11 protein-coding genes and 1 tRNA gene are annotated in these 13,580 nt (G+C 40.7%); 8 read left to right on the top strand and 4 right to left on the bottom strand.

Annotated features, from left to right (window positions below; genetic code table 11):
* Nucleotides 1-503: 503 nt before the first annotated feature.
* Together Q0064_RS03375 and Q0064_RS03380 are read right to left on the bottom strand one after the other, a co-directional pair.
* On the bottom strand, nucleotides 504-1,184 hold the full coding sequence (locus Q0064_RS03375; RefSeq protein WP_298144287.1) for a spermidine synthase: 681 nt from the start codon (nucleotides 1,182-1,184) through the stop codon (nucleotides 504-506).
* Nucleotides 1,185-1,626: 442 nt separating this feature from the next.
* A complete protein-coding gene (locus Q0064_RS03380) occupies nucleotides 1,627-2,016 on the bottom strand; it encodes a helix-turn-helix transcriptional regulator (protein WP_298144290.1) in 390 nt (129 codons plus the stop codon).
* A 223-nt stretch (nucleotides 2,017-2,239) separates the two neighbouring features.
* On the opposite strand from Q0064_RS03380, the gene Q0064_RS03385 reads away from it, so the two are divergent.
* Genes Q0064_RS03385 through Q0064_RS03405 form a run of 5 tightly spaced genes read left to right on the top strand, consistent with a single transcriptional unit; the run spans nucleotide 2,240 to nucleotide 7,219 of the window.
* The gene (locus tag Q0064_RS03385; RefSeq protein WP_298144293.1) at nucleotides 2,240-3,421 is read left to right on the top strand and encodes a M14 family zinc carboxypeptidase; all 1,182 of its coding nucleotides are present in this window, start codon (nucleotides 2,240-2,242) and stop codon (nucleotides 3,419-3,421) included.
* Nucleotides 3,414-3,893: a winged helix-turn-helix transcriptional regulator gene (locus tag Q0064_RS03390; protein WP_091140893.1), complete on the top strand. Its 480-nt coding sequence runs from the start codon at nucleotides 3,414-3,416 to the stop codon at nucleotides 3,891-3,893. Before Q0064_RS03385 ends, Q0064_RS03390 begins: the two co-directional genes overlap by 8 nt.
* A gap of 27 nt (nucleotides 3,894-3,920) precedes the next feature.
* Nucleotides 3,921-4,187, top strand: a complete 267-nt coding sequence (locus Q0064_RS03395; RefSeq protein WP_298144308.1) for a hypothetical protein — start codon at nucleotides 3,921-3,923, stop codon at nucleotides 4,185-4,187.
* Between the two features lie 3 nt (nucleotides 4,188-4,190).
* The gene (locus Q0064_RS03400; protein WP_298144311.1) at nucleotides 4,191-6,656 is read left to right on the top strand and encodes a phosphoenolpyruvate carboxylase; all 2,466 of its coding nucleotides are present in this window, start codon (nucleotides 4,191-4,193) and stop codon (nucleotides 6,654-6,656) included.
* A gap of 32 nt (nucleotides 6,657-6,688) precedes the next feature.
* Nucleotides 6,689-7,219, top strand: a complete 531-nt coding sequence (locus Q0064_RS03405; RefSeq protein ID WP_298144313.1) for a DinB family protein — start codon at nucleotides 6,689-6,691, stop codon at nucleotides 7,217-7,219.
* 36 nt (nucleotides 7,220-7,255) lie between these two features.
* Here the strand turns inward: Q0064_RS03405 and Q0064_RS03410 are convergent, their stop codons facing one another.
* Nucleotides 7,256-7,696 (bottom strand): KTSC domain-containing protein, encoded by a 441-nt coding sequence (locus Q0064_RS03410; RefSeq protein WP_298144316.1) that lies wholly within the window; start codon nucleotides 7,694-7,696, stop codon nucleotides 7,256-7,258.
* A gap of 133 nt (nucleotides 7,697-7,829) precedes the next feature.
* On the opposite strand from Q0064_RS03410, the gene Q0064_RS03415 reads away from it, so the two are divergent.
* A complete protein-coding gene (locus tag Q0064_RS03415; RefSeq protein WP_298144319.1) occupies nucleotides 7,830-9,791 on the top strand; it encodes an endonuclease in 1,962 nt (653 codons plus the stop codon).
* A 107-nt stretch (nucleotides 9,792-9,898) separates the two neighbouring features.
* Nucleotides 9,899-9,980, top strand: a tRNA-Tyr gene (locus tag Q0064_RS03420).
* Nucleotides 9,981-10,402: 422 nt separating this feature from the next.
* Here Q0064_RS03420 and Q0064_RS03425 read toward each other — a convergent pair.
* Nucleotides 10,403-12,328, bottom strand: coding sequence for a hypothetical protein (locus tag Q0064_RS03425; protein WP_298144322.1), 1,926 nt, complete (start codon nucleotides 12,326-12,328; stop codon nucleotides 10,403-10,405).
* Nucleotides 12,329-12,616: 288 nt separating this feature from the next.
* On the opposite strand from Q0064_RS03425, the gene Q0064_RS03430 reads away from it, so the two are divergent.
* Entirely contained in the window at nucleotides 12,617-13,549 is a 933-nt protein-coding gene (locus tag Q0064_RS03430) for a peptidylprolyl isomerase (RefSeq protein ID WP_094485409.1), read from the top strand.
* Nucleotides 13,550-13,580: the final 31 nt, after the last annotated feature.

The raw sequence follows: 13,580 nt of genomic DNA on the forward strand, positions 1-13,580 counted from the left end.
CTTTACCTAACCAAACCCACGAATCGTCGTTGCCTGAGCCTGACTAAGGCTGGTGCGATTTTTTGGTGGCTTGACACGTTCTGTGTTTTCCTCAACGGTACCCTATTGCGCAAAATTCTGTGAGGTTCATTGTTTTCCGTGCGCTTAAAAAGCTGGTACGTGAGCTGGTCGAAGGCAGCGTGGTGCCCATTGTGAAACACTTAGTAAAACATTGTGCTCCATCACAGTAGGAGCTTGTCGCAGACCGGTGCCTGAGCTTGTCGAAGGCTAACCGCAAAGTTCGCAGAGGTTTACGCAAAGTTCGCAAAGGGGAACTGCTGTGGTATTAAGATTTGAGTATTAAGACTTCGTGACGTTCGCCATCTTTCGTATTGTTTTGCCCATCCTAACCAACGTATCGTCGTTCGGCGCCTGAGCCTGTCGAAGGCCAATCTTTCAATCTTTCAATCTTTCAATCTTTCAATCTTTCAATCTTTCAATCTTTCAATCTTTCAATCTTCCCATTACCTCTTCTCAATACAAATCAATTCGGTATGTGGTTCTACTTTGGTAAGGAGTTCGGGTTCGAGACCCAAAGCGGCAATATCTCTTAAATAGCGGTCGTTGCGGGCTCTGTCGGCGGTAGTGAGCACCATTGTGTTGAAAAGCAGTATTCCCTTGGCGGGCATGTCGGCAAATAGTTTTTTCAGAAAATGCAGTTCGAATAGAAAGTCGGGCAGCTTCGTGTCTATAAAAATATCGACGATCACTAAATCGTATTTTTCGGTATTTCGCAGTACGAAATCAAATGCGTCGGCAAATACTATAGAAACGTTTTGATTCGTCTCATACGCGTAGCAACTCTGGAGCCGTTCCACAAGCGTTCGATCGATATCTACACAGGTAACGGCGCCTTCAAACCGTACGTCGCGTTGCAAAGTTTCCAAAATACTGCCGCCAGCTAATCCGAGCACCAAAATGCGCTCCATACGTCGGATGCGTGAATAGCCCACATGTATCAGTCCGTATTTCAGAATTTTCTGCAACGAACCATAACTGTAATTGGTGTTTTCGGAATCTACGACGAGTTTTCCCGACACGCAGTTTATTTCGATGAGCCCGTTGTAATCCGATTGAAAACGCTCCACACAAACGGGAACGAAATAACTTTTAAGTTTTTGTAGAAGAGTAGGCTGTATGGACATAAATGTTTTACCTGCGGTGCTTATATCAAAAATACTTTGGTTTTAAACTGGTTTTTTGCGTGTGGAAACGATTTTTTAAAAAATTTATCAAAAAACAGCGCTGATAAAAAACCAAATTAAATCTATTCTCGTAAATGTAAACATAAGAAAGATTTTAGGTTAACGAGAGTCCGATCTAAAAATCATAGTAAGAAAAACAGCTAAACGGGTGTTTATCAAGCGGATTTCTTTCTAATGCAAAATGATCTGAAGAAAACCAGCAGAATAAGCTACTGTAAAATGTTTAGGTTAAAAAAGCAATTAGTTATAAAAAAGCTGTCTTACAATAGTTTAGAGTGATTTATTCCGATTTTTAGTCGGACGTTCGTTAGGTTACTACGCTTGATTTTTGTGTTTGTTTTATTGGTCAGGGAGCCTCGGTTATGCCGGGGCTTTCTTGTTTTTATTCGGTGGCTTGCGGTAAGTACGTACTAAATGTTCCGTCTTCGTAAAATAAAACCACTTGTTTCAATTTCTTGTCGCGATTCGACGATGATACCGCAGCAACTGCTGAAGGCGTCGTTGTCTCATTGTTGGTGTCCAAATCGGTTTCTGTGTTGTTTTTCTGAATCGTTTCAACAGCCGTTCCAAATAAAATATAGTCGGCCGAAATACTCGGGTAGGCGTGCAACAACTTCAAAACGAAATCTAAACTGGGTTTGTTTCGTCCGGATAAAATGTGGGAAATCGACGAACGTTGCACTTGTAATTTATCGGCAAAACTCGTCGGACTTTCACTCATACGATGCATTACTTCTTTAATGCGCTCGGCTATTTCGTCGATTGAATCCATAACTAATTGTCTTTATTCTTTGATTAGCGTCTGATATTTAGTAACTAAATCCATTACTTTATATAATAATATTCAAAATACTGAAAAACAATAATTTATATATTATATGCGCTTATAAATTTACATTTCTTCCTTACTATTTACAAATGTAAACAAATATTTATAAATAATAGTGTTTGCGAATGTTTACAATTGTAAACTATCCTTTTTGTACTTTTACAGCATGACAAAGCCTAATTTCTTAGATCTCGCCAAACAGTTCACCTACTCCGGTATCAGCGGTAGGTATCTAAATTTCGAAATGATCAGCGCTTTTCTTTTAGAATACAAAGTGCAAAAAAGTATGCTTGGGTTTTCGGTAGAAGAACGACCCATTCCGTTTCTTAAATTCGGCTCGGGCTCCAAACGCATTCTCATGTGGTCGCAAATGCACGGAAACGAGTCAACAACTACCAAGGCGGTGGTCGATCTCATTTGCTTCCTAAAAGCCAATCCGGATTTCCTCGCACAACACGATCTGCAACTCGGGATCATTCCTATGCTCAATCCCGACGGCGCTCATCGCTACACCCGCGAAAACGCCAATAAAATCGATTTAAATCGCGATGCACAAGAACTCTCGCAACCTGAAAGTCGGTTTTTACGCCACGTATACCAGCTCTTCAAGCCTCAGTTGTGCTTAAATCTGCACGATCAACGCACTATATTTGGTGTCGAAACTCCAGAAATCAATCCAGCAACTGTCTCGTTACTGGCGCCTGCTTTTAATCCGGAACGCGATTTTAACCGAAACCGACTCGAAGCAGTACACTATATCAATGTCATAAATCGAGAACTTCAAAACTTCATTCCCAATCAAGTTGGGCGTTTCGACGACAGTTTTAACCTGAATTGCACCGGCGATACCTTTCAAAACCTCGGAACTCCAACGATTCTTATCGAAGCCGGTCACTTTCCAAACGATTATCAGCGCGAAAAAACCCGAAATCTCATTTTCGTTGCATTATTATCAACACTCACAAATTATCACGAAAACGTTATAGTTGACACTGAAATTTCGGAATACTTAAAAATTCCGCAAAATCGACCCCTATTTTTTGACATTGTTTATAAAAACGTCAAAATAAATTATGCTAATTCAGATTTTTTAATCAATTTTGCCGCTCAGTTCGTTGAGGAATTTGCAGAAAATTCGATATTTTTCAGAGCTAAACTCAGAAAATTAGAAGAAAACGCAATTTTCGTAGGTCACAAAACTTACGATTTCAACGGTGAAGTGGGGCAACTGAATTACAACGATTTACTCGAAAGTTCGAATGTTGATGCAAACTTTACCGTCGGAAACCAGCAAATCCGCAACGGACACGTAATTGCAGACAACAGACAAACACAAGAATATGAGTAAGTTCAGATTAGACGAAGTAGATCATCAGATTCTGGATATGTTAATTGATAACACCAGAGTGCCTTTTACCGATATCGCGAAAAAATTGCTGATTTCAGCCGGAACCGTGCACGTACGCGTTAAAAAAATGGAAGACGCCGGTATCATCATGGGTTCTTCATTAACGCTTGATTATGAGAAACTTGGATATTCATTCATCGCTTACGTAGGTGTGTTCCTCAACAACACCTCGCAAACCAAATTCGTTCTCGAGCGCATCAACGAAATCCCATTCGTAACCGTAGCACACGTAACCACCGGAAAATTCAACATTTTCTGTAAAATCCGTGCAAAAGACACCAAACACGCAAAAGACGTTATCTTCATGATCGACGATATCGAAGGCGTATACCGCACAGAAACCATGATTTCGCTCGAAGAAAGCATCAACGACAAAAAACGTTTAATGCACACCATCTTCAAAAATATGTAAGCCTCCGCGCTTTAAATTCCAAAACCGATGTTTCACCGCATCGGTTTTTTTATTGCAAGAAAAATCAATGTAAACAGCTTATTTTCAAAATTTAAAATTCTAATTGTTATTATTTGGGTGTTCCGGCAAAAGCCCGGCGAAACCCAAGCCGCGCTTTTGCCGTCGCGTCTTCCGCTGTATCTTTTGCCTGCGGAACTCCGGCAAAAGGATGTCGCTCCAACCGCTAACACGGAAAAAGTGCACAAAAAAACGTTTCCATTTCGTATCTTGGCATCTCACCCGTTGCACCTGTAAGCCATGTACCACAATTCGCCTCTGCAAACGTTTCAAAAACGCGTAAAAGCACGCTACGATTTATACAACAGCTTGTTTATCACACTGCCTTTCGATGCGATCGACAATACCGGAGCGCTTCTGCCGCTATTCGCCGAAAGCTGTAGCCACGGACTCGAAAACGAACTTTCTCCAAAAGAAATCGTTTCGCAATTCTTCCAACAGTACTTTCCCGATAAACCCGAATCGGCACAAATCGATTTACTATTCCGATTTATTCAATACATCGAACGACAAATTGTACTGTTCGATGCCGTGGAAGATGCGGGTTTTGCGGAAGTTAACAACTTAAACGGTCCGGGAACTTTGGCGCATCTGCTCGAAAACACCGACTTAAAAAAACTAAAAAAAACAGCAGCAAATTTCAAGACGAAAATCATTTTAACGGCGCATCCCACGCAATTCTATCCCGGTTCGGTACTCGGAATCATAACCGATTTAACCTGCGCTTTGAAAAAAGACGACTTGTTTGAAATCAAATCCTTGCTAACACAATTAGGCAAAACACCTTTCATTCGTAAAGAAAAACCGAGTCCGTTTAACGAAGCTACGTCGCTAATCTGGTATCTTGAAAACGTTTGCTACCACAGCGCGGCCGAAATCACCTTCGATCTCGAACGCCTACAACTAATCGATCACAACGTACTGGGTTTCGGATTTTGGCCCGGCGGCGACCGCGACGGGAATCCGTTTGTGACGGCACAAGCTACTTTCGAAGTCGGCATGCGTTTGCGAACATCAATCTTAAAATGTTACTATCAAGACATTCGAAAACTCAAACGGAAACTTACCTTTTCGGGCGTAACCGATATCATTGCCGATATCGAACACCGACTCTATCGAACCGTTTTTTATAACGCAGAACCTAATTTTATTACTTACGATTATTTGGTTGAACGACTTGAGGAAATAAATAAACTATTAGTTGAGAAACATCAAGGTATTTATCTTGAAAACATACAGTTGCTATTAACCAAAGTGCGTTTATTTAAGTTTCATTTTGCCACGCTAGATGTACGTCAAAATAGTAAAATTCACAGAGGCTTAGTCGACAAGTTGAAGCAACAAAAAACCGACTTCACCGACATCGAAAATGATACTTTAGAATCGGTAAAAACCATGATTCGTTTACAAGAGCTCAACGGTCATGATACTTGCCATCGATACATCATAAGCAATTGTGAAAGCGATAACGATGTGCTCGACGTACATCAAATTATTCACTACGCCTTACGATTATCCGCCAACGAACAAGCGCCCATTGATATCGTTCCTTTATTCGAAGTTATTTCCGACTTGTCGCGCGCAGCCGCAATCATGGAGCGCTTGTACACGCACACAGGCTACAGAACGCATTTGCAAGCACGTGGAAACCTACAAACGGTCATGCTCGGATTTTCAGACGGCACCAAAGACGGCGGTTATCTCATGGCAAATTGGAGTATTTATAAAGCCAAACTCGAAATTACACGCATGTCAGAACAATATGGCATTCAGGTTTTGTTTTTCGACGGTCGCGGCGGTCCTCCTGCGCGTGGCGGCGGCCGAACACATCAATTTTACGCCGGTTTAGGTAAAGAAATTGCGAATCGCGAAATTCAGATTACCATTCAAGGGCAAACCGTAAGTTCGACTTTCGGAACACTCGATTCGTGTAAATTCAATCTCGAAAATTTGCTTTCTGCTGGTTTTAGAAATACAACCGATTACCGCGATACACAAGTTCTAAGCGCCGCCGATCAAGAGTTGCTAGACGATTTAGCTCGTGTTGGTCATGCCAAATACGATTCGTTTAAAAATCACGACTTGTTTGTACCGTATCTCGAAGAACGAAGCACCTTGAAGTACTTTTCGCAACTCAATATCGGTAGCCGACCCGCAAAACGAAAAGCCGACACAAAATTGCAGTTGCAAGATTTACGCGCTATTCCGTTTGTGGGTTCGTGGAGCCAGCTTAAACAAAACGTTCCCGGATTTTTTGGCGTCGGAACAGCTTTAAAACACGCAAAAGATTCAGGCAAATGGCAAAACGTGCAAGAGTTGTTTTCGCGTTCGCTCTTCTTTAAAACATTGCTCGAAAACAGCATGATGTCGCTCGCAAAGTCGTATTTTTCACTAACTAAATACATGCAAAACGATGCGAAATACGGTGCGTTTTGGCAACTGATTTACGACGAATATCTACTCAGCAAATCGCTATTACTCGAACTTTCGGATCAGCAAACTTTAATGGAAAATTATCCGGTAGGTGAGGCCTCCGTTCAGGCACGTGAGGAAATTGCACGACCACTTTTAGTAATTCAGCAATACGCGATGATGCAAGTACAAGCCACCGAACAGCAAATAGACGCCGAAACGTTTGCGAAATACGAAAAACTTATTTCCCGTTCACTGTTTGGAAACACAAACGCCAGTCGCAATTCTGCGTAAGCGCTATGTTAACTTATATACTCATTTAAAATATGTTTAAAGATCAACTTCCCATCAACGAATACGCCGATTTCTACGCGCGTTACATCACAGCTTTAGAAAACATCGAACTTTTCGATAATTTGGAAATCAAGCAGCACGAGTTTATTCACTTTGTGCAAAACGTCCCTCTGGGAAAACACGATTACCGCTATGCGCCTGGAAAATGGTCATTAAAAGATATCATTCAACACATCATTGATGCCGAACGTGTATTTGCATACCGTGCGTTGCGTATAGGTCGCGGCGATCAAACCGCTTTGCCCGGTTACGATGAGAATTTATTCGCTGAAAATACAAACGCCAATAATCGCCATCTTCAAGAATTGCTGACGGAATTTGCTTTAGTGCGTCAAAGTACATTAGCGCTGTTCAAGAGTTTTAAACCTGCACAGTTACAAAATGTAGGCACGGCTTCCGACAAAGCTGTTTCCGTTCGCGCGTTAGGATTCATCATTCTAGGCCATCAACAGCATCACATCAATGTATTCAAGGAGCGCTACTTGGACGAAAACCCATCCTAAACTCATTCGTTAACTTCGGCGAAAGCCCAAGAAAAACTAGTCTTCATTAGAAACTTTGCGCCAAACAAAACTTGGGAAGATATGGCGCTTGGCAAATCGGGCAGGGGAGTCGGCATTAACCATTTTCACGTAAGTAGCTTTTGGAACGCTAATAAACTCGTATTTGATGCCATTATCGAATTTCACAACCAAGCGTCCGTCCACGAAATCGTAGTCAATCAGTGTTTGTTTGGCTACCGTTTCTTGGAATTCCGGCATTTGTACTTCACGCGTTTCTGGATTAATCGAAACCAAATGATGGTATGCTTCGATAATTTGTTTGCTGCGTTCTTCGGCTACTTTTAAACCTTCGTCGTCGCCTTGAAACTTATCTGGATGCGCGTCTTTCATCGCATTTCGATAAATGGTTTTCAGTTCCTTAAGCGTTACATTTTTATCTACTTCTAAAAGCGCACGGTACGCAACAATCTTCTTCATTCCTTTTTTTTGAGGTGCAAAAGTACTATTTGCATTTGATTATTCAGTCACAACTGCTTCGCTAAATTTATAATTGTCAGACCGAAGTATCTAAAAAGGGTTGTGTACCTTTGTCGTCTTAATTTTCAGTGGCATGAAAAAATTCTGGGGCAAGTTTATTTGCCTGCTTTTAGTATGCGTTTCCGCGCAAGCGCAAATATTTATTAATGAATTAGACGCCGATACACCTGGAACCGATGTTTTAGAGTTTATCGAACTCAAGACTCTTAATCCCAATCAATCGTTAAATGGCTATGTTTTGGTAGCATTTAATGGCGGTCAACCTAACAATCCATCTTATTTTGCGATGGACTTAGACGGATTTACCACCGACAGCGATGGCATTATTCTGATTGGTAATCAAGGATTGAGTCCGTTTCCAGATCAAATTCTTCCAGACAACACTTTTCAAAACGGTGCGGATGCCGTTGCAATTTATTTGGGAAATGCCAGCGATTGGCCATTGAATACGCCTTGTACCAATACGAATCTAATTTCTGCTTTAGCATACGATACCAACGATCCGGATGCAACGAGCTTATTAGCAGCTTTAGGTTTAACCGAGCAAATAAATGAAGGTGTAAATGGTTCGTCGCAAACAGAAAGTATTCAACGAAAAAACGACGGAACGTATGAGGTGAAAGCGCCTACACCAGGAGCTCCGAACGACGGTAGCGGAAGTTTGGCAAATGGCTTAACAGCACAGCTATCAGCAACGAACGTAACCGAAGGAAGTACTGTTACACTTACATTTTCGTTGCAACAACCGGCTCAATCGGCGTTTACGTTTACTTTTACTTTGGAGAACGGTGGTTTTACAGCCTCAGATTATCAAACAACAACAACGGTTTCATTTGCTGCAGGAAGTCAATCGGCGGTAATGTCAATTACATTTATAGACGATTCGTTTGACGAAGGCGATGAAGATGCCCGTTTGTTTATTAACGCTTTACCTTCGGGATACGAACGCTTAAACAATAACGTAATTATTCGTGTTGTTGATAACGATTTCCAAGCCTTAAATTACGGAACGCCTGTAAATCCGACTTATGGAAATGTTACTCCGAGCATTCCTGCCGGATACTACGACAGCTTGAACGGAAAAGCTGGAAACGAATTAAAAGCAGCTATACAGGCAATTATTGCTAATCCGACCTTGGTTCGAGAGCATACATACGGCGATGTTTTTGAAATTTTGAAGGCAGCAGATGTTAATCCAGAAAATCCTAACCAAGTATGGTTGATGTACGTAGAACAATCGCGTTCGAAATTAGATCAGCAAACAGGAACAAGCGGTGCTTCAGGTTTTTGGAATCGCGAGCACATTTATCCGCAGTCACGTGGCGGTTTCACAGACGGCACTTCGGGTTCAGCCGATGGTTTCGATACATTTGATACGACAGGTCCCGACGATATTTTAGCAGGACATTCAGACGCGCATCACATTCGTGCAGAAGACAGCCCTGAAAACTCATTGCGAAGCGAGCGCAATTACGGTATTGATTACAACGGTCCAGCAAATACATTGGGTTCATGGCGTGGCGATGTGGCTCGCGCACTTTTTTATATGGCAGTTCGTTACAACGGCTTAAATGTGGTAAATGGTAATCCACCAACCGCTCCTGTAGGTTTTGTGGGTGATTTGGAAACTTTATTGCAATGGAATGCAAGTGATACAGCAGATGATTTTGAAATGAATCACAATAATGTTGTGCATTTGTGGCAGAAGAATCGAAATCCGTTTGTAGATATGCCGCTTTTAGCAGAATATGTTTTTGGCGCCAATTTAGGTCAGGTATGGAACAATAGTTTAACAACTACCGATTATGTAAACAATGAGGTTCGATTGTATCCAAATCCGGCGTCAGATGTTGTTTATTTCACAAAGAATTTAAACAATGCTACGGTGAGTATTTACAATATTAGCGGGCAGCGTGTTTACAAAGCCGACAATTTTTCGGCTAATTCGCTGCAGTTAGAACTAGCTTCAGGAGTGTATTTCGTGGAAATTCGTTCGGAAAGTCAGCGTTCGGTTCAAAAACTGATTATTCGATAATTTTTTAATGCCTGACTGTGAAGCAAGTAAAAAAAGTTTCAGAAAATCCTTAAAAAATATGCTGTGTGGGCGAATCTACTTGTTATATTTGCGCCCGCAACCGCAGCGGGAAGATACTCAAGCGGCCAACGAGGGCAGACTGTAAATCTGCTGACTATGTCTTCGCAGGTTCGAATCCTGCTCTTCCCACAAACAAATAAAAAACCCAACTCAAGCTTTGCTTGAATGTTGGGTTTTTTATTTGTTTGTGTTTTCCCTTCGCGAGGATCACCGCCTGAAAAGCGGTAATCCCTAAAACCTAAGATTGATTTAAAATCGTCATCAGATCGCTATTCATTTGTATTTACTGGAATTTGAAAAGAATTAACTACAAGCTAAACTTTTAAACGACCGCTTACTTCGTTGTATTTTTTTGAGATACCACAGTATCCCAAAGAAAATACGCCTCGTAATCAATCATTTAAAAGTTTTCTGATTTTGATTTTTCATCAATCTTAGGTTTTGCGAAGGGAAGTTTTGTTTTGATTAAAAACAAAACAGGAAGAGCGGCTCTTCCCAACTCAAGCTTCGCTTGAAAGTTGGGTTTTTTAATTAAAATACAATCTTAAATTTTATTTCTTCTCCTTGTTGTAAATGGTAAAAAACGGGATATCCATCAATATCGAAAAGTTTAACCGACTAACACTTCGATTCGTTTCCGTAACGGTTGCAACACCATCGTTGTAAGTGATTTTTCGCAGATTGGGAATGTAGTTAAAGTGCATTCCTGCAGAGATTGGTAGGTTTTTAAAATTGTAAAAAAGGCCAATACCCGGTGTAAAAAATTGCTCGAGTCGCAAATTAGAATAGGTATTGTTGTCGTTATTTAATCGTTGATTCACCACCGAACCTAAATCGATTATACTTACAAAAGCTGTGATTTTGCCTTTCGCAAAGGTTGTCGACAACCCAATGGGTGCTGCCAAGCCTAAATTTGTTGCCGTACTGTTTTCTTTTGTTCCATAAGCTGTTTCCCAGCCCGCGGTTAGTCCGACATAACCATTTACAGACACATTTAACTCACTTCTGCGCTTTATCGAAGAACTTCCGATCGGCAAAGAATAAGCGCTTAAAAGTGCTTCGAATTCGTCAGCGCTTTCAATTGTTGCCAGTTGTCCTACAAATCCCAAAGTGCGCAAGCTTTTCATGTCTGCGCTCATGTAGCTCCCAAATTGTACAATCAAAAGTGGAATGGCTTTTTTGTAATCTTTGTTCAGTAAACACTCGGTTATCGATAGATATTTCTCGGTAAAATCAAAAGTCGAAGCCGGAAGATCAATAATTTTATTGTCTGATAACACCTTTGAAAACTGACCATAGCTCGAATTGATATTTCTGATGTAGTATAAAACCTCTTCGCTTTTTTGTAAACTAAAGTTTTTGTTTTTTAAATAGTTATACGCTTCATTTAAATGAGAAGTAAAACCTAATAGCTTATAGATTTTCTGAGATAAATCCGATAAATTTTCGCCAACTTTCAATTCCAAGTATGGTCTAAAACTCGGAATCGCATTCAATTGTTCGTACAACAATCCATAAAAATACAGTACTTGAATATCTTTAAGGTTTGTTGTCGTTGGCGGCGGAATTTCAGCAAAATTTACCCACAAGTTTGCGCTTGTCGACGGATTTAGCATGGCCTGTGCAATTAAATCTGCAAACCGTAATAAATCTTTGGTATTGCTGTCTTTTGCAAAATCTTCCACGGCTAGCAATCGAATTAATTTATCGAGCGAAGCTCCGTTTTTACTGTATTCAACTAGCTTAGCCGACAATCCGAGCATATCTTTTAATTTTGGATTGTTTCGTATTTCTGGAATCAAAACATCCGAATTCGAAACAAGATTCTCGGGCAACTTTTCAATATCCAATTGCGCTGTTTGCTGCAACAGCATTAAATCAGCTGTGTAGTACGAGTTTTCGCCTTCGCCATAAAGCAATTCAATATGAGCTACTGTTCTTGGAAATAAGATTTTTACCTGCGTTGCGTCCTTCTCGCGCAATTTTTTGAAAGTCCGATCTATCCCAACATGAAAGGCTTCTTGCTTAAAGCGGCCTGCCATAAATGTCGACAAACCGTTGATAATCATAGCTTGCCAGTTTCCGCCACTGGCCGACTGCGAGTCAATTTTTTTCTCCAAATAATCAACTTTAAGCGTGCGCACGTTTTTAGCTGAACTATCACCCATAACGTAATTGTTTTTTACATATTCATCCTCTTTTGGATATATTCCGATAAGTTTATCTTTAAAAAACGGGTTTTTCAGCAAATTTTCATCGCTAGCGTAAGGTTGTATGACATTTCGAAAATTACTAGTAAGCTCAGTAACATCGTACCGAATGTTGTCTATTGGATTTGGCAGTTTGTTGTAAATGTCAGTTAATTTCAACGCATCAATAAAGGTATTTTGCCTATTTAGCTCCTGTCCGACGCCAGTAATGGTAAAAAAGAGAACGCAGCAGTTTAGTGCCGATTTAAAAAGATTTGGTAGGTTCATTTTTTGGAGCTTTTATTGGTTTTAAAGAAGTGAGAGAGAATTCATTTCAACATTTTTGAAATTTGCAACGCTGCTACCAATGTACGATTAATTACTTGTTTTACAGTTTAATGCAGAATTAATTTATTGCTTTTCATACTCGGAGTTTCTCTTTTTAAAGTGTAGTAAAAGTCGCTTAGTTGCGACATTCTTCATTTATAACTCTTAGCTCGATTAAAACGAATGCAATTATTGGCTACCAACTCTTTTACGTACTTTTGCACGACTAAAATTACAATTCTACATTTTATGGAAAACGGTATTTACGCTCGTTTTAAAACAGGTAAAGGCGATATTACAGTTAAGTTAACACACGATAAAACTCCGGGAACAGTCGGTAATTTTGTTGCTTTGGCGGAAGGAAATCTTGAAAATTCGGCACGTCCGCAGGGCAAACCGTATTACGATGGGTTGAAGTTTCATCGCGTAATTCCTGATTTCATGATTCAGGGCGGTTGTCCGTTAGGAACGGGAACAGGTGGTCCGGGTTACAAATTCGACGATGAAATTAAAGCCGATTTAAAGCACGATCGTCCCGGTGTATTGTCTATGGCAAACGCTGGACCGGGCACAAATGGTTCGCAATTTTTTATCACGCACATTCCAACCAATTGGTTAGATGGAAAGCACACTGTTTTTGGCCATGTTGTTGAAGGACAAGATGTAGTTGATGCCGTTGCGCAAGGCGATGAATTGCAACAAGTGGAGATTGTTCGCGTCGGTGAAGAAGCGCAGAAATGGAATGCCGTGGAAGCATTCAGAACTTTCGAAGGTAATCGTAAAAAGAGATTAGCGGCCGAGCGCGAAGCTGCAGAAGCTGCCATGGAAAAATTAGCCGCTGGTTTTCAGAAAACAGAAAGCGGTTTACGATATCAGTTCATTCAACAAGGTTCGGGTAAAGCAGCCGAGAAAGGTAAAACGGTAAGTGTTCACTATACCGGACAACTCGATAATGGAAAAGTTTTTGATTCATCGTATCCAAGAAAACGACCTATCGAATTTCCTTTAGGTGAAGGTCATGTGATCGAAGGTTGGGATGAGGGAATTGCGCTTTTGAAAGTAGGCGATAAAGCACGTTTTGTAATTCCATCTCATTTAGGTTACGGAAGTGCTGGTGCGGGAGGCGTTATTCCACCAAACGCTACGTTGATTTTTGATGTAGAATTGATGGATGTGAAGTAAAGTAATACGTCGATAGTTTTTTTAAACAAAT

The organism is Flavobacterium sp. (genome assembly GCF_027490375.1).
GTDB lineage: Bacteria > Bacteroidota > Bacteroidia > Flavobacteriales > Flavobacteriaceae > Flavobacterium.